This window comes from uncultured Parasphingorhabdus sp., assembly GCF_963975555.1.
Taxonomy (GTDB): Bacteria; Pseudomonadota; Alphaproteobacteria; order Sphingomonadales; family Sphingomonadaceae; genus Parasphingorhabdus.
In genome coordinates this window covers 19,903-35,976 of sequence record NZ_CAXBHH010000005.1, presented here as the reverse complement: position 1 = coordinate 35,976, position 16,074 = coordinate 19,903, and the positions used below count along the sequence as shown (strand labels likewise).

The window sequence follows — 16,074 nt, the reverse complement described above, 5'->3', positions numbered from 1 at the left end:
GATGACCGTTGTCACCATTTCAATTTTATGCGGATTTATCGCCATATTATATGGCTTTATAACCAGCCGACAGGTGCTCAATGCGCCCGCCGGCAACGAAAAAATGCAATCTATCGCAGGGGCAATTCAGGAAGGCGCACAAGCCTATCTGAACCGTCAATATCGGGCAATCGGGCTCGTCGGAATCGTGGTCGCGGTTCTGGTCTTCATCTTCCTCGGCGCAATTTCAACGGTGGGCTTTCTGCTCGGTGCGGTCCTTTCGGGCGTGGCAGGCTATATCGGCATGAACATTTCGGTTCGCGCCAATGTCCGCACGGCTCAAGGTGCTAGCGAAAGCCTGCAAACCGGTCTGACCGTCGCGTTTCGCGCCGGTGCAGTGACGGGTATGCTGGTGGCTGGACTTGCACTGCTGGCGATTTCGATCTTCTTCTACGTGCTGACCACCCAGATGGGCATGGCGGCCAACGACCGTACGGTCATCGACGCGCTGGTTGCTCTGGCCTTTGGCGCTTCGCTGATCTCGATCTTCGCGCGTCTCGGCGGTGGTATCTTTACCAAGGCTGCCGACGTCGGCGCCGATCTGGTCGGCAAGGTCGAAGCGGGCATCCCCGAGGATGATCCACGCAACCCTGCAACTATCGCGGATAATGTCGGCGACAATGTCGGTGACTGCGCCGGTATGGCCGCCGATCTGTTCGAGACCTATGTCGTGACCGTTGGTGCGACGATGGTGCTTCTGGCGCTGTTGTTCGGCGATCTGGTCGGTAGCGCAATGCTCTATGACCTGATGTCTCTGCCTCTGATCGTTGGCGGCGTCTGTATCCTGACTTCGATCATCGGCACCTATATGGTGCGGCTGGGCAAGGGTACGAACATCATGGGCGCGCTGTACAAGGGCTTCCTGACCACTGCGGTGCTTTCGATCCCGGCCATCTATTATGTCACCATGCGTACGCTGGGTGACATGGATACGGCAATCGGAACCGAGCTTGATGGTTCTGGTGGATTTACCGGAATGGCCCTGTTCTGGTCGATGATGGTGGGTCTGGCTGTTACCGGCCTGATCATCTGGATCACCGAATATTACACCGGCACGCAATATCGTCCGGTGCGGTCGATCGCCAAATCATCGGAAACCGGCCACGGCACGAACGTGATCCAGGGACTGGCGATTTCGATGGAAGCAACGGCCTTGCCGACGCTGGTCATCGTGGTCGGCATCGTTGTCGCGTTCCAGCTCGCTGGTCTGATCGGTATCGCCTTTGCGGCAACCGCCATGCTGGCACTCGCCGGAATGGTTGTGGCGCTTGATGCTTATGGTCCGGTTACGGATAATGCAGGCGGCATTGCCGAAATGGCTGGTCTGGACGAAAGTGTCCGGAACAAGACCGACGCGCTCGACGCCGTGGGCAACACGACAAAGGCTGTGACCAAAGGCTATGCCATTGGATCTGCCGGTCTTGCGGCACTGGTGCTTTTCTCGGCTTATACAGCCGACCTCAAGGAGTTCTTTCCGAACCTTGAAGTCAGCTTCAGCCTTGAAAATCCCTATGTGATCGTTGGCCTGCTGCTCGGTGCATTATTGCCTTATCTGTTCGGCTCGATGGGCATGACCGCTGTTGGCCGTGCTGCTGGCGATGTTGTCAAAGACGTTCGCGAGCAGTTTGCTGCTGATCCTGGCATCATGGCGGGTACTTCGCGTCCCAACTATGCGCGGACCGTCGATCTGGTGACCAAGGCGGCGATCAAGGAAATGATCCTGCCTTCCCTGTTGCCGGTTCTTGCACCGATCGTGGTCTATTTCGTGATCACTGCGGTTGCCGGTCAGGCGAACGGCTTTGCCGCTCTCGGCGCATTGTTGCTCGGCGTGATCGTCTCCGGTCTGTTCGTTGCTCTGTCGATGACAGCGGGTGGCGGTGCCTGGGACAATGCCAAGAAATATATCGAGGACGGCAATCACGGCGGCAAGGGCTCGGACGCCCACCATGCTGCGGTGACCGGAGATACTGTTGGCGATCCTTACAAGGATACCGCAGGTCCGGCCGTCAACCCGATGATCAAGATCACCAATATCGTCGCATTGCTGCTGCTTGCAGCGCTTTATGCGGCGCAGGGTGGCGGTCTCTAGAACGCTCGCTTCTTGGTTTGAAACAAGACCCCGCCGGAAGCGATTTCGGCGGGGTTTTTTGATGGCTGCGCGCCGCTCTTCATGCCTCCGGCTTAGCGTTAATCACATATTACCCCTTTTCCGCTAGTCTGATCACCAGACCAGAAACCAGTGTGAACAGGCAGATTTTGATGGATTTGAGCGGGTTACAGAAGTTGGAAGGCAAGGATATCCGGGGCAGCCGGTTCCACGATGGCCTGTCTGAACCCGAAGCCCGGGCGATATTCCACCCGGTAGCCGCGATTGACGCCAATCTGGTGGCGGCGTGGAGCGAACTGGCCAGCCAGGCGAGCGAGCCCAATATTTTCTACGAGCACTGGTTCCTGATTCCGGCTTTGGCCCAGTTTGACCATCACCCGGACATGAAGCTGTTCCTTCTCTGGGCAGGAGAACCGGGGCAATCGCAACTGCTCGGTCTGTTGCCGCTGGGCCCCGACAACCGATTCGGGCGCTGGCCGGTGCCCTATGTCCAGAACTGGCTCCATTATAACTGCTTTCTCGGGACCCCGCTGGTGCGCAAGGGTTTTGAAATGGAATTCTGGGAGCAGCTGCTCGACGCGCTCGACGCGGGGGACTGGCCCGGTTTTTTGCACATCAATGGCATGACCATTGGCGGCCCACTGGACCAGAGCCTGCGGACCGTGTGCAGCGGCCAGAAACGCAGCTGCGACCTCGTGCATAGCCAGGCACGGGCGCTGTTGCAGAGCGATCTGGGTTCCGAGGCCTATCTGAACGCGACCGTTCGCGGGAAAAAGCGCAAGGAGCTGCGGCGACAGGCCAAGCGGCTGGGCGAACTGGGCGATGTAACATTTTGCCATCATGAAGACGCCACGGATCTGGAGCCCTGGATCGATGAATTTCTGCAGCTCGAACGCAGTGGCTGGAAAGGCCATAACGGATCGGCGCTGGATTCATCCGGGCAAACGCGCGCGTTTTTCCGCGATGCTTTGCTGGGCGCAGCGCGGGCAGGGCAGCTGGAGCGCCACGATATCCGCCTCGAGGGAAGCCCGCTGGTGATGCTGGTGAACTTTCATAGCGGTCGTGGCAGCTTTTCCTTCAAGACCGCCTTTGATGAATCCTTCTCCCGCTTTTCTCCGGGGGTGCTTCTGCAGCTCGAAAATCTCAAGATACTCGAAAATCCGGCGATCGACTGGATGGACAGCTGTGCTTCGGAAAATCATCCGATGATCGACAGCCTGTGGTCCGATCGCCGTCATATCGGGCGCTTCTCGATCGAATTGAAGGGGATTTCCCGCCGCGCCATCTTTCGTGGCTTGCGGCTCGGCGAAAAGCTGATGGGGAAGATCAAGGGGCGCACAATTTTCGATCCGACAGAGGTGCAGCAATGAACCAGATTTCCGGCAAGGACAGCTTTCGGCAACCGGTTTTCGGTGACGAAACCCGGCGGCAGTTTGACGCCTGCTATCCCGAACAGGCGCAAGTGCTCGATCATGCGATGGCGTCGCATGACCTGCTGACCCTCGAAGCGCTAGCCCGGCTGGGCACCGCGCTCCCGAAAGCCAGCGTTGAATATAATCCCGGTGATTTGCCGGTCGGTATCAAGCCGGAAGACGTGCCGGACAATGGCATGACTATCGGCGATACGATTCGGACGATCGACCAGTCGGCAAGCTGGGCGGTGCTCAAGAATATCGAGCAGATGCCGGAATATGAAGCCTTGCTGCTGTCGCTGCTCGCCGAAATCCGGCCGATACTGGAGGCCAAGACCGGCCAGATGCTGAAGCCGCAGGGTTTCATCTTCGTCTCCTCGCCCGATGCGGTCACCCCTTATCATTTCGACCCCGAGCATAATATCCTGCTGCAGCTGCGCGGCGAAAAATGGATGACCACTTTCCCCGCCGGCAACGCCCGTTTCGCCGCCGATGAAATCCACGAGGGCTATCATGTCGGCGGCCATCGCAATCTGGTCTGGCAGGATGATTTCGAAGCCGAGGGCACGCGTCACCATCTGACCCCCGGCAAGGCGATCTTCGTCCCCGTCATGGCTCCGCATTATGTGCAGAACGGGCCGGAACCGAGCATATCGCTGTCGATTACGTGGCGTTCGGACTGGAGCTTTGAAGAGGCGGATGCTCGGGCATTCAACGGCTGGCTGCGCAAGCGTGGTATCACGCCCAAAGCACCCGGGCGCTTTCCGGCGCGGAGCAAGGCCAAGGCGCTGGCTTGGCGGGTTTTGCGGAAGATATCCGGCTAGCGAGAATATGCACATCGGTTAAAGCGCCTCATCTTTAGAGGAGGGGTTGGGGTGGTGGCGATGCGCCTGCATCGCTCGCGTAGCGACAAGCGGCACGGAACCACCCCAACCCCTCCTTTGAAAAGGAGGGGCTTAAGAAGCTCAAGGGTGACGAGGAGCGCCTTTCTGGAAAATGCTACGCTGAAAGCGATTGGCGTTTAGGGGCGTGAGTCTCTGAAACGATTCCATGAGTGCAATTTTACACTGCGTCCTACAATAAATGTCCTTTCTCGATGTGAGGTTGAACCAAATTGGCGTTTAAACGGGGTGCAGCGGATCGCCGAAATCATGGCATGAGTGTATTGTTGCACTCCATTCGACCATAACTGCCTGTTCTCGCGGGGGCTTCCCGCTTGACATTCCTCCTGCCGCCGTCACTCTCCTGCAAAAGACAGGGAGAGAGAATATGGCTACCATTGTTGCTGCCGCACCGATCAGCATGGACGCCTTCGTCGAGAAACAGGCGCGAGCTGATATGTTGTTGAATATCGTGCTGGCGGGCGTCGGAAATTACTGGCTGACCCGCGATCTGCCGTCCGTCGCCGCGACTTTGCCCTTTGGCGATGCCACCCCCAGTCTGCGGGGTGCCCTGATTGTCATTGCGGTGTTGATGAGCCTGATGCTGACTTTGTTCGTCTATGCGATCACCGTGTGGCAGCGCAAATCGGGCAAGATCGAGCCGGGTCTAGCGTCTGACACGCGCGCTGGATTGGCGCCGTTTCTGCTGGCTCTGAAACATCTGGCAATGACCCTGATCCCCGTCGTTCTGATCGGGATGATCCTGCAAAGTACCGCGCCGGATATGCGCTTCCCGCCGATCGTCTTTACCGCGATGGTCACCATCATTGCTGCGCTACTGGCTTATTTCATGTCGAAGAGCACGACGCGGGCGACGCTGAGATTATGATTATTCTTTCAGCCTCCTTCGCCGCCCCGCCCGTCGAGCGTGAGGAGATCGTCGCCTTGTGTAGCGAGCATAGCGCTCGTTCCCGCGCCGAGCCTGGCTGCATCTCCCATCATATCCACGTGGATTGCGAAGACCCGGCGCGACTGTTCTTCTACGAAGAGTGGGAGGACGAAGCCGCCGTCGCCACCCATTTCGCGGTTCCGGCATCGGGGGATTTCGTCAAGCGGCTGACCGCGCTGCTCGGGGAGCGTCCAGAGATGCAGATATATCGGGCGGAAGCTATCCCAATGGAAGGCCTGGGCTAGTTTTTAGCTTGTCACCCCAGCGCAGGCTGGGGCCTAACCCGCCTACAGCGAGAGAAGTGACTGCGGTTTGGATCCCGGCCTGCGCCGGGATGACGGCGTCAGAACCGCTTGCGGAAATCAATTTCGACATAACGCCCGACCGGATCCATGTAACCGGACTGATAGCTGAGCGGAATCAGGCCGCTGTCGTCGCGAACGGTCTGGATATCGTTAAAGATATTGTCCATCTTGAGGGCGATCCGGCTGTTCTTCAGAAACGGGACTTTCTCGGTCAGATTGCCGCGATCATCCAAATTGATGAACATGCGCAGGTTGACCGTGGTCAGGTCGGAAAAGCGCAGGTTGGAGCCGGTCAGGCCGCCATTGACGCGGGTGGCTGTCTGGTGTTTGCCATCGAGCCGGAAACCGATGCCGTTGTTGAACCAGCCGCCGTTGATTTCAAACTCGTGCCGCGGGCTACCACCGGTAGAACCGATGGCGGATCCGTCCAGCAAATCCAGCTCTTCGACGCCGTCACGGATTTTGATGGTCTCTTCGAGGCGAATGGTGTGGAAGGCAGATACTTGCCAGCGTCCGCCGCTCGGCCTGCCGGCTCCCGGGCCGCCCCCACCACCACCGCGAGGGCCGGAACGCGAGGCGGTTTTGCCTTCAGGCGGTCTGCCTCCTTGCTCTCCCTCTGGAGGCGGCGGCTGGTCACCTTCCGGCGGAGCGGCAGGCGCTGCTGCCGGCTGCCTCGATGGCCTGCTGGAGCCGCCGCGTTGCTGGCCGAAGCGTTTTGAAAAATCAATCCCGTAGCGAATGCGCTCGCTTCTGACCTCGGCATAGTTGACCGGTCGCTTGTCGATCGCAACCAGCCGGCCAGAGGCATCGCGGGTGACCCGGTCAGGGAAGGCTGCTTCGATTTCCGGGGTGAGCAACGGAAAGCTTGATGCAACATCGGTGCTGTTGTTGCGGAAATATTCGCCGAGAAAGGTAAAGCCGTCGAGCCATTCAGGCCGGTAATTGACCGCCAGCTTGATATCGCGCCGCGTTTCCGCCGGCAGGGCGAAATTGCCGCCGGTGGTGACGGCGGCCAGAACGGTTTCGCCATTGGTGAAGTCATAGGTCGTGACATCCGGGGTGATGATGATCGGATTGCCAAGCTGGGCGATACTCGGTGCCGCTTCTTCGCCGATGGCGGTGGCGGAGAAGACCAGCCCGTCGAACGGCTCCCAGTTCAGGCCAAAACCGAATTCCACCAGTCCGCCAAAGTCGGATAGGTCTGAATAGCCAAAGTTGCCGTTGATCGAGACCTTGCCGATGGCTTCGACGACATCGATATTCTCGTTGGCCAGCGGGATATCGATACTGATCCCGGTGCTTAGTTCGTCGCGGGCGAGGTCGGTGGTGACGAATGTGCCGCTGCTGGTTTCCCGGCTGTTGAGATCTTCCCGGTTATAGCCGGCGCGGACGGTGGTGGTGACAGCACCGGACGGCAGGACGAATAACGTGCCGGACATCGTGGCAAGATTGTTGATGGTCTGGTCGACGACCTTGGCGGTATCGGTGGTCGGCAAGCCGAGCAGACTGCCGAAGCTGGTGGCGAGGGGATCGACGGTGCCTGCATCAATCGCTGCCTGCAGCGCGCTGGTATCGCCGGAACGGTCGGTGTCGGTATTGACCTGTTCGCGGGTGTAATCGCTGGTCAGTGACCAGCGCCAGTCGCTGAGCGAGCCGTTCAGCGTTAAACCGGCTTGTGCGGTATTTGTTTCCTGTACCCGGCGTAGCGGACCATATTCGGTGAAATAGCGGAACATTGGATTGCCCGCGACATCCAGCGTGCCATTGGGCAGACCCTGCAATCCGATGGATTTGTCGTAAATATATCCGCCGTTGAGCGAGAGCGACATGCCATTGTCGAAAGACCGGCTGTAATTGGCATTGAGTTCCACATTGTCGGACGGGGCAACCAGGGTCCGATAATCGCCCAGGTTGACCAGATCACCCGCCGCGTCCTGAATGATGTCCCGTTCGCTTTCTGTAATCGCGGTATTGTTCTGCCATTCCAGATTGATATTCATACGATCGTTTTTGCCGATGTGGGTGACCGTGGTTTCAATTTCCGAACGACCCTGTCCTCCGGCCGTCGGGATACCATATTCTCCCGATACGCTGACTCCGGTATATTGATCTTTCAGGATGAAATTCACCACGCGCTCATCGGCGCTATAGCCATAGCGCAGCGCCAGTTCTTCCGGAAACACCTGGACCGTGCGGATGGCTTCGGGAGGAAGATCGCGGATTTCGCGGAAACCGGAAGTGCGCTGGCCGTTGATCAGAACAATCGGCCTCCCGCTGCCGCGTCCCCGGCTGGATGTGGTTTGGGACGAAATCGCTTCAAGCAGTTCCTGAACCGAAGAGGCGCCATAGCTAGCGATATCCGCTTCGCTCAGTTCGACAACGGGCGGTATTTCGGTGACGACGGCGCCGCGCGGAAGTGATGCCGTGACGACGATTTCATCGTCTGCATAATCCGAATCTGTATCGGTAATTTGCGCGCCGGCTGGATTCGCGAGCAGCATGCTTGCCAAAATGAGGGGAGACGAAGCGAAAAGAGAACGTGGGGAAGATATCATGATGTGGTTCAATAGCTCTAATAAGGGGGAGATGAGATGTCCGAAATGCCATGCAATTCTCGCTAATGGTATATTTTCTTTGTATTAAATTGTCGCAGGAAAAACACGGTGACGACAAAAGATATTATCATTTTGGCTGATGCAGCTAATCCTTCCCTTTTTGCACATTTGTCGTTATGGCGCTCTGCAACATGCGGAATTGCCGCAATATCAGGGAAAATGCACCGCCATATGGCAAAAGAAGAACTACTGGAAATGAAGGGGATGGTTCGCGAACTGCTCCCCAACGCCATGTTCCGGGTCGAGCTGGAAAACGGCCACGAAATTTTGGGTCACACCGCTGGCAAGATGCGCAAGAACCGCATCCGCGTGCTGGTTGGTGATGAGGTGCTCGTCGAGCTTACCCCTTATGACCTGACCAAGGGTCGCATCACCTATCGTTTCAAGTGATGGTATGCCGCTTGTCCTGAGCCTGTCGAAAGACGGCGATCGGCTAGCTTTGCCTTTGGTTATATGGCGTCTACAAGTTCAGCCCGAACGGTTTAGAGGGTGTTCAACATGAAACTGGTTCTCGCCTCATCCAGCCCGCGTCGGCTGGAATTGCTCGGTCGCCTTGGCGTCGCACCCGACCGGATCATCTCTCCCGATATCGACGAAGCCCCGCACAAGGGCGAGTTGCCGCGCGACTATGTCTTGCGCATGGCGCAGGAAAAGGCTGTTGCTGTCGAACGGCAAGACCAGGAGATCCTGGTCGCTGGCGATACCACCGTTGCAGTCGGTCGCCGGATATTGGGGCAGGCCGGTGATGCGGCGGAACAGCGCAAATTCATGCAATTGATCAGCGGGCGGCGCCATCATGTGATGTCGGCGGTCTGCGTGATCGCGGCCGACGGCACGGCGCGGACGAAATTGTCCGACAGCATCGTGAAATTCAAGCGCTTCGAATCCCACGAGATCGAAGCCTATATCGCCACCGGCGAAGGACAGGGCAAGGCGGGCGGCTATGCGATACAGGGCACGGCTGAGGCTTTCGTCACCTGGATGTCGGGCAGCTATAGCGGCATCATGGGGCTGCCCCTCTACGAAACCCGTAACCTGCTGATCAGCGCGGGCTATCCCCTTGGCTGATTTTGCCAACGGCTGGCTTTACGAAGCGGGGATCGGCGAGACCCGCGCGATGCGGCTGGAAAATGGCGAGCTGATCCAGATACGGATCGAGCGGACCGATGACAGAGCCAGAGCGGGCGCAGTGGTCGAAGCAAAATTTACCCGGCAATGGGTCAGCGGAAAATCGGGAATTGTCACCTTGCCCGACGGGCAGGAAGCTCTGTTGCAGCCACTGCCCAAAGGCCTGACCGAAGGATCGACGGTCCGGGTGGAGATTGTCCGGGCGGCGATGACCGAACGCGGCGGGCAGGACAAACGGGCCAAGGCGCGGCTGGCGGACGCGGATGGTTCCCTGAACGATGGTCCCGACCTGCTGGCGGAGATCAACGCGAGCGGACTGCCCGTCAAACAGGTTCACGCCCATGATGAAGATGTCTTTGCCCGGCACGGCTGGCATGAAGCGGTCGAGCAGGCCGAAACCGGACGGATCGATTTCGAGGGCGGGAGCCTGCTGGTCTCGCTGACTCCGGCGATGACATTATTCGACGTCGACGGAACGCTGGCACCATTCGAACTGGCGAAAAGAGCGGCGAAAGAAATTGCTCTGGCGCTGGTCCGGTTCGATATCTCCGGTAATATCGGGGTGGATTTTCCGACCTTGCAAGCCAAGGCGGAGCGCGCCGCTGTCACCGCTATTTTTGACGAATATATGACCGCCAATTGCGAACGCACGGCGATCAATGGCTTTGGTTTCATGCAGGTTGTCAGCCGCAAGCTCCGGCCATCGGTGCCCGAGATCATGCAGGGGAACCGTTCTGTCAACGCCGCGCTGCAACTGTTGCGCCAGGCGGAGCGCGATCGTGGCACTGGCGCGATGCGGCTGCAAGTGCATCCGGCTGTGGCGAACAAGATGGAATCGGTACCGCTGGAAGAATTGGCCAGGCGGACGGGCAGACCGGTGGAAATCGAGGCTCGAGGCGAAATTTCGATTGATGGCGGTTCGACAGGATAATTGCAGCCAAGCTTGCATTTGAACCGTTGAATCTTCAAAGCCTGCGCATGACCGATATCATTCTCTACGATTATTGGCGCAGTTCGGCGAGCTACCGGGTGCGCATCGCGCTCAACCTCAAGGGCGTCTCCTACACTTCGATCAACACCAGCCTGCTGGATGGTGATCACAAGGCCGCGGACTATGTTGTGCGCAACCCGCAAGGCTTTGTGCCGATGCTGTCGATTGACGGGCATGACCTGACCCAGTCGCTGGCGATTATCGATTATCTCGACGCAAAATATGCCGATCCGCCGATGGTCTCCAGTGATCCGGCGGAACGGGCCAACACGCTCGCCCAAGCACTGGTCATCGCGGCCGATATCCATCCTGTGAACAACTTGCGGATATTGAAATATCTCAAGAACGAACTGGGACAGGATCAGGGAGCCATCGACACTTGGTATCGCCACTGGATCGAAGAAGGCTTTGTCGCTCTCGAGGCGATGGCACCGGAATCCGGCCTGTTCGGCGGCGAACAACCCAATCTCGCCGATGTCTGTCTCGTGCCGCAAATGTACAACGCGCGGCGGTTCGCTCTCGATCTGTCGGCATTCCCCAAACTCGTGCGGATCGACGCATCTTGTAATTTACTCGAGGCTTTTCAGAAAGCCACACCCGAAGCTGTGAAGGAATAGAGAAATGACGATCGAAGGCGGATGTTATTGCGGCGCGGTGCGCTACAAGGCCGAAGGCGAACCGATGTTGAAAGCAGAATGTTTCTGCCGCGAATGCCAATATACTACCGGTGGCAACAGTCTGTTGCTGATGGCGATGCCGGCGGACGGGTACGAGATCACCAAAGGGGCTGTGAAAGGCTTCAAGCGCGATGACCTTGAAAAGGGTGTGACGCGCGAATTTTGTGCCGATTGCGGCACCCATCTGGCCACTCGCGCGCCGGGCTTTGAAGTTGCCGTGATCGTCAAGGTCGGAACGCTCGATGATCCGGGCGTCTTCGGTAAAGCAGGCAGCGCCAATTTCGCGTGCGACGCGCAGGACTATCACCGGCTTCCCGACGACATGCCGGTCCATCAGAAGTGGATGCACGATTAAATCATGAAAAAATCAGTTTTGGCCTATCCGCTATTGGTATCAATGGCGTCGGTGGCTGTCCCTGCCCGGGGGCAGGAGCAAGTCGGCAATGATGAAGGCCAGATCGTCATCGCCGATCGGCGTTTACCGGAGATCGTCGTAACCGGATTGCCCGTTACACGTGGCGATAGTGTATATAACGCGACCGAAATCGAGATGGATTCGTCACAAACTGTCGAAAATGCATTGCGGGACGTGCCCGGACTGCAACAATTTCGCCGGTCGGACGCGCGCTCGGCCAATCCGACCAGTCAGGGCGTTACGCTGCGCGGACTGGGTGGCAATGCCTCTTCCCGTGCCTTGCTGATGCTGGACGGAGTGCCGCAAGCGGACCCTTTTGGTGGCTGGGTGGCATGGCCTGGCTATGATGCGCTGGCTCTTTCCAATGCCCGGATTACCCGTGGCGGCGGCAGCGTAGCGGACGGTCAGGGCGCAATTGCCGGGACCATCGAACTGTTCAGCGACAATGTCGGCGACCGGATCGAACTGGGCGCTGCTTATGGCAGCCGCAACGGCGTTGATGCCGATCTGCTTTTTGGCCGCGAACTGGGGCAGGGGCAGCTCACCATTTCCGCCAATTATGCGCGCGGCGACGGCTTCATTCCGATCATCGAAGGGCAGCGTGGTTCGGTGGATCGCCCGGCGGAATATGAACAGGCCGGTCTTGCCGTCCGTTTTGTCGCGCCCTTGTCCGACAATGTTGAATTACAGAGCAATGTCCGCGCCTTTACCGACGACCGCGAGCGCGGCTTTGCCTTTAGCGAAAATCACAATGACGGCGCTGACGCCAGCATCCGGCTGGTCGACCGCACCTCCGACTGGCAATGGTCGGCTCTGGCCTATTTGCAAATCCGCAATTTCGATGTCAGCTTTGGCGGCGTCGCGGATGATCGCAATTCGGTAAGTCGCGTATTCGAGCAGTTTAATGTGCCGTCGACCGGCTTGGGTGCGCGCTTTGAAGTGCGGCCACCGGTTGGTGACAATGTCGAACTGCGGATCGGCGGCGACTGGCGCCGCACCGAAGGCACAACCAACGAGAATTTCTTCTATCTCGACGATGACACCCCGCAGCGCAGCCGCAGCGCGGGGGGCAGCACCGCCACCTATGGCGGCTTTGTCGAAGCCAGCCTGCAGGCCAGTGACACGCTGGTTCTTACCGGTGGCGGACGTATTGATTTTTGGTCGATCGACAATGGCTTTCGCAAAGAGATCGAGCTGATCAATCCGTTTCCGGGATCGGTTCGGACGGACGAGATGTTTGCCAATCGCAGTGACACGGAATTTACCGGTCGCGGTGGCTTTGCTTTTGCTGCAACCAAAAAGCTCAGCCTGCGCGGAGCAGCCTATCTTGGCTGGCGCTTGCCGACATTGAACGAATTGTTCCGGCCCTTTCGGGTCGGTTCGGATGCGACGGCGGCCAATGAATTGCTGGAACCGGAACGGGTCAAGGGGGCCGAGCTGGGGCTGGACTGGGAAAGCGGCGTGGTAAAGTTCGGTATCACTGCTTTCTACAACCAGTTGGACAATGCAATCGCCAATGTCACGCTTGGCAATGGTCCGGGCGTCTTCCCCGGCGTCGGGTTTGTTGCGGCAGATGGCAGCTACAGCCAGCGTCAGAACCTCGATGCAATAGAATCCAGGGGTATTGAAATCGACGCCGAGTTTGATCTCGGTGAACTGGCCGACGGCCTGAGCGTCCGTGCTGCTTATGCCTTTATCGATGCAGAGGTCGACGGATCGGGTGATGCCGCTGCGGTCGATGGCTTTCGACCGGCTCAGGTCCCGCGGCATAACGCGTCCGGCTCTATCAGATGGGAAACGGCAAATGGTAGCGGCGCCAGCCTGTCGGCCCGCTATGTCGGGCAACAATATGAGGATGACGTGAATATCCTCAGTCTCGCCGATGCCTTCACGATAGATGGCCGGATGGCGCTGGCCGTTACCGATCGGCTGCTGGTCGAAACCCGGGTTGAAAATCTTCTCGATGCGCGGGTAGAGGCAGCGGTCAACAGCAATGGAATAATAGAACGGGCCTTCCCCCGGACATTTTGGGTTGGACTTCGTGCCAAAATTGAATAAATATTACTTATGACCTTTAAACTTGATGATTATCTGCCCTACCAGTTGTCGACGACCTCCAACGTCGTAAGCGACGTGATCGCGGGGGAGTATAAGAGCCTCTTTGGTCTCAAGATCCCCGAATGGCGTGTGATGTCGGTGCTTGGCGCGCGCGGTGCCTCGACCCAAAGGCATTTGGTCGAAGCCACGTTGATGGATAAGGTGACCGTCAATCGTGCGGTGAAAAATCTGGTTGACCGCGCATTGCTCGATCGCAGTCCCAATACGGCCGATGGCCGTTCCCACCATCTGATGCTCAGCGCCACGGGACGCGATCTTTACGAAAAGATCATGCCCGCCGCTCAGGCCATGGAAAAGAAAATCATGGCCGTGCTCACCGCTCAGGAAAAAGCCGAACTATCCGCCATGCTTGCGAAGATAAAACAATCGGCTGATACTCTGGCAGCGGAATGAAAAAGAGCGGCAGTTGCCTGCCGCTCTCTTGATTTTGTGGATCTGTTTCCGCGCTATATTAACGCGTCGGAGATCGAGCAGGCCGCGGGGCCAAGGATCACGATGAAAAGTACCGGCAGAATGAACAGGATCAGCGGAATCGTCATAATGGCCGGCAAGCGCGCCGCCTTTTCTTCGGCGCGCATCATCCGGTCGTTGCGGAATTCTGCCGAGAGCACACGCAGCGAGGACGCTAGCGGCGTACCGTATTTCTCGGTCTGGATCATCGTCGTCACCACGCCTTTGACATGGTCAAGCGCTACGCGATAGGCGAGATTTTCAAACGCCTGACGTCGCTCGGTAAGGAAGCCCAGTTCGATGGAAGTCAGCGAAAATTCGTCGGCCAGCTCCGGATAGGCGCTTCCGAGTTCTTTGGAAACTCGCGCAAAGGCCGTGTCGACCGTCAGTCCGGCTTCCGCACAAATGACGAGCAGATCGATAGCGTCGGGCAGGCCTTTGCGGACCAGGTCGGTCCGCTTGGCAATCAGGTTGTTGATATAAATATCAGCGCCTTTATAGCCCAAGATCGCAGCACCGGCGAACACACCGAAACGCTTGAGGTCCGACCAGTCTGCCAGATAATCGAAACCATATATGGCCAGAGCCGCTCCGCCGCCCAGAACGATCGGTAAAACAAGTCGGCTGAAAATAACGACAAAGGCGAGATCCTTTGAACGGATACCGGCTTGCGCCAGTTTCTGTTGTGCGTCCTTGACCTGCGTATCCTGCAACACCTGCATCGATGACAATGCATTGCGCACGCGGTCCGTTGTATCGCTCTGTTGTACCAGCTTTGCACGCTTCTTGGTGGTCGAGGCGGTGATACCGGCCTTGAGCTGTTCACGACGCTGGTTGAGCGCCTTGACCCGTTTCGCCATCGGATCGCGCACGGTGATAGCGGCATAGATTGCGAAGAAGACTGCCGCTGCTGCAACGGCAGACAATATTGTCGCCACCCACAGGACGTCTACGCCCATTAATGTTGGTCCGCCTGCGGTTGTCATTTGCCTTGCACCTTCATCTTAAATCTCGAAGCTGACCATCTTGGCCATGATGAACACGCCGATGCTCATCCATGTCAGTCCACCCAAGCCAGCGATAATCAACCGCTCTTCATAGAAAAAGCCGGCCAGATAAGTCGGGTTCACGCTGTAAACCAGTGCGAACACAATGAACGGCAATGACCCAACGATATAGGCAGAAGCCTTGGATTCCGACGACATCGCCTTGATCTTGAGCTTCATCTGCCCGCGCTTGCGAAGCACGTCGGCAAGATTGGACAATGTCTCGGCGAGGTTGCCGCCAGTTTCACGCTGAATCGCCAGGGTGATACAGAAAAACTTGAATTCTGGCGTTTCCATGCGCTTGGCGCTTTCATCGAGCGCATCTTCCATGGTCTGGCCAATCTTGATCCGGTCGACCACCTTCTGGAATTCCTCGCCGACAGGTCCGCCAATTTCCTTGGCAACCACGCCGATTGTTTCGGTAACCGGCAGGCCCGAACGTAGACCGCGAACGAGCAATTCGATGGCATCGGGGAAAGAAGCCGTAAATTTGCCAACCCGCCGTTTGATCAGGAAACCGACGACGAAATGCGGCAAGCCGGCGCCTACGAGTAGTCCAATCGATATGCATAATAGGATCGGCGCACCCTTGAAAAATAGCAATCCGAACATCACCAGAGACAATCCGCCGACCGCGTAGAAAAAATAGGACAAGGGCCAGCCTTTGCCGGTTTTCTCCAGCCGGATCGCCAGGATTTCCATCTTGGTCATAGTATCGCCCTTGGGGCGTGTAGTCTTGCGCCGTGCCGAGAGCGCCTTTTTCATTTGCGCTTCCACCTGCACATCGGCATTTCCAGAATGGCGATATTTGACCTTATCTAGTCGTCTGGCCTTTGCCTTGGCCTCGGATGGGCCTGCAAATGCAAATATGATCAGCAGCAAAACTGCCAAAACACCCGCACTCAACATTGCAATTTGCATTATACCCATAGTCTAATTCC

The 16,074-nt window shown here is 57.7% G+C and carries 15 protein-coding genes; 12 read left to right on the top strand and 3 right to left on the bottom strand.

Features of this window, described 5'->3' with window-relative positions; all coding sequences use genetic code 11:
* The first annotated feature begins 1 nt into the window (after position 1).
* From AAC060_RS11750 to AAC060_RS11730, 5 genes are all read left to right on the top strand, one after another.
* A complete protein-coding gene (locus AAC060_RS11750; protein WP_339826426.1) occupies positions 2-2,128 on the top strand; it encodes a sodium-translocating pyrophosphatase in 2,127 nt (708 codons plus the stop codon).
* Positions 2,129-2,280: 152 nt separating this feature from the next.
* Positions 2,281-3,516 carry a GNAT family N-acetyltransferase gene (locus tag AAC060_RS11745; RefSeq protein ID WP_339826424.1) on the top strand — a complete coding sequence of 412 codons (1,236 nt, stop codon included), beginning with the start codon at positions 2,281-2,283 and terminating at the stop codon, positions 3,514-3,516.
* Positions 3,513-4,382: a transcriptional regulator gene (locus AAC060_RS11740; protein WP_339826422.1), complete on the top strand. Its 870-nt coding sequence runs from the start codon at positions 3,513-3,515 to the stop codon at positions 4,380-4,382. Before AAC060_RS11745 ends, AAC060_RS11740 begins: the two co-directional genes overlap by 4 nt.
* A 445-nt stretch (positions 4,383-4,827) precedes the next feature.
* On the top strand, positions 4,828-5,328 hold the full coding sequence (locus AAC060_RS11735; RefSeq protein ID WP_339826420.1) for a hypothetical protein: 501 nt from the start codon (positions 4,828-4,830) through the stop codon (positions 5,326-5,328).
* The gene (locus AAC060_RS11730) at positions 5,325-5,633 is read left to right on the top strand and encodes a putative quinol monooxygenase (protein ID WP_339826418.1); all 309 of its coding nucleotides are present in this window, start codon (positions 5,325-5,327) and stop codon (positions 5,631-5,633) included. The genes AAC060_RS11735 and AAC060_RS11730 overlap by 4 nt, the downstream gene beginning before the upstream one ends.
* Before the next feature lie 98 nt (positions 5,634-5,731).
* Here the strand turns inward: AAC060_RS11730 and AAC060_RS11725 are convergent, their stop codons facing one another.
* On the bottom strand, positions 5,732-8,194 hold the full coding sequence (locus tag AAC060_RS11725; RefSeq protein ID WP_339826416.1) for a hypothetical protein: 2,463 nt from the start codon (positions 8,192-8,194) through the stop codon (positions 5,732-5,734).
* Between the two features lie 285 nt (positions 8,195-8,479).
* Between AAC060_RS11725 and infA the strand changes: the two genes are divergently transcribed.
* From infA to AAC060_RS11690, 7 genes are all read left to right on the top strand, one after another.
* Positions 8,480-8,698 (top strand): translation initiation factor IF-1, encoded by a 219-nt coding sequence (gene infA / locus AAC060_RS11720; RefSeq protein WP_066742521.1) that lies wholly within the window; start codon positions 8,480-8,482, stop codon positions 8,696-8,698.
* 108 nt (positions 8,699-8,806) lie between these two features.
* Positions 8,807-9,376 carry a nucleoside triphosphate pyrophosphatase gene (locus AAC060_RS11715; protein ID WP_339826414.1) on the top strand — a complete coding sequence of 190 codons (570 nt, stop codon included), beginning with the start codon at positions 8,807-8,809 and terminating at the stop codon, positions 9,374-9,376.
* Positions 9,369-10,367 (top strand): ribonuclease E/G, encoded by a 999-nt coding sequence (locus tag AAC060_RS11710; protein WP_339826412.1) that lies wholly within the window; start codon positions 9,369-9,371, stop codon positions 10,365-10,367. The genes AAC060_RS11715 and AAC060_RS11710 overlap by 8 nt, the downstream gene beginning before the upstream one ends.
* 47 nt (positions 10,368-10,414) lie before the next feature.
* Positions 10,415-11,044, top strand: coding sequence for a maleylacetoacetate isomerase (gene maiA, locus AAC060_RS11705; protein ID WP_339826410.1), 630 nt, complete (start codon positions 10,415-10,417; stop codon positions 11,042-11,044).
* 4 nt (positions 11,045-11,048) lie between these two features.
* The gene (locus AAC060_RS11700) at positions 11,049-11,459 is read left to right on the top strand and encodes a GFA family protein (protein WP_339826408.1); all 411 of its coding nucleotides are present in this window, start codon (positions 11,049-11,051) and stop codon (positions 11,457-11,459) included.
* A 3-nt stretch (positions 11,460-11,462) separates the two neighbouring features.
* Positions 11,463-13,577, top strand: a complete 2,115-nt coding sequence (locus tag AAC060_RS11695; RefSeq protein ID WP_339826406.1) for a TonB-dependent receptor — start codon at positions 11,463-11,465, stop codon at positions 13,575-13,577.
* A 9-nt stretch (positions 13,578-13,586) separates the two neighbouring features.
* Positions 13,587-14,030, top strand: a complete 444-nt coding sequence (locus tag AAC060_RS11690) for a MarR family winged helix-turn-helix transcriptional regulator (RefSeq protein WP_339826404.1) — start codon at positions 13,587-13,589, stop codon at positions 14,028-14,030.
* Positions 14,031-14,083: 53 nt separating this feature from the next.
* On the opposite strand, the gene AAC060_RS11685 is transcribed toward AAC060_RS11690, so the two are convergent.
* Positions 14,084-15,073: a type II secretion system F family protein gene (locus AAC060_RS11685; RefSeq protein WP_339826402.1), complete on the bottom strand. Its 990-nt coding sequence runs from the start codon at positions 15,071-15,073 to the stop codon at positions 14,084-14,086.
* Positions 15,074-15,091: 18 nt separating this feature from the next.
* On the bottom strand, positions 15,092-16,063 hold the full coding sequence (locus AAC060_RS11680) for a type II secretion system F family protein (protein ID WP_339826400.1): 972 nt from the start codon (positions 16,061-16,063) through the stop codon (positions 15,092-15,094).
* Between the last annotated feature and the right edge of the window lie 11 nt (positions 16,064-16,074).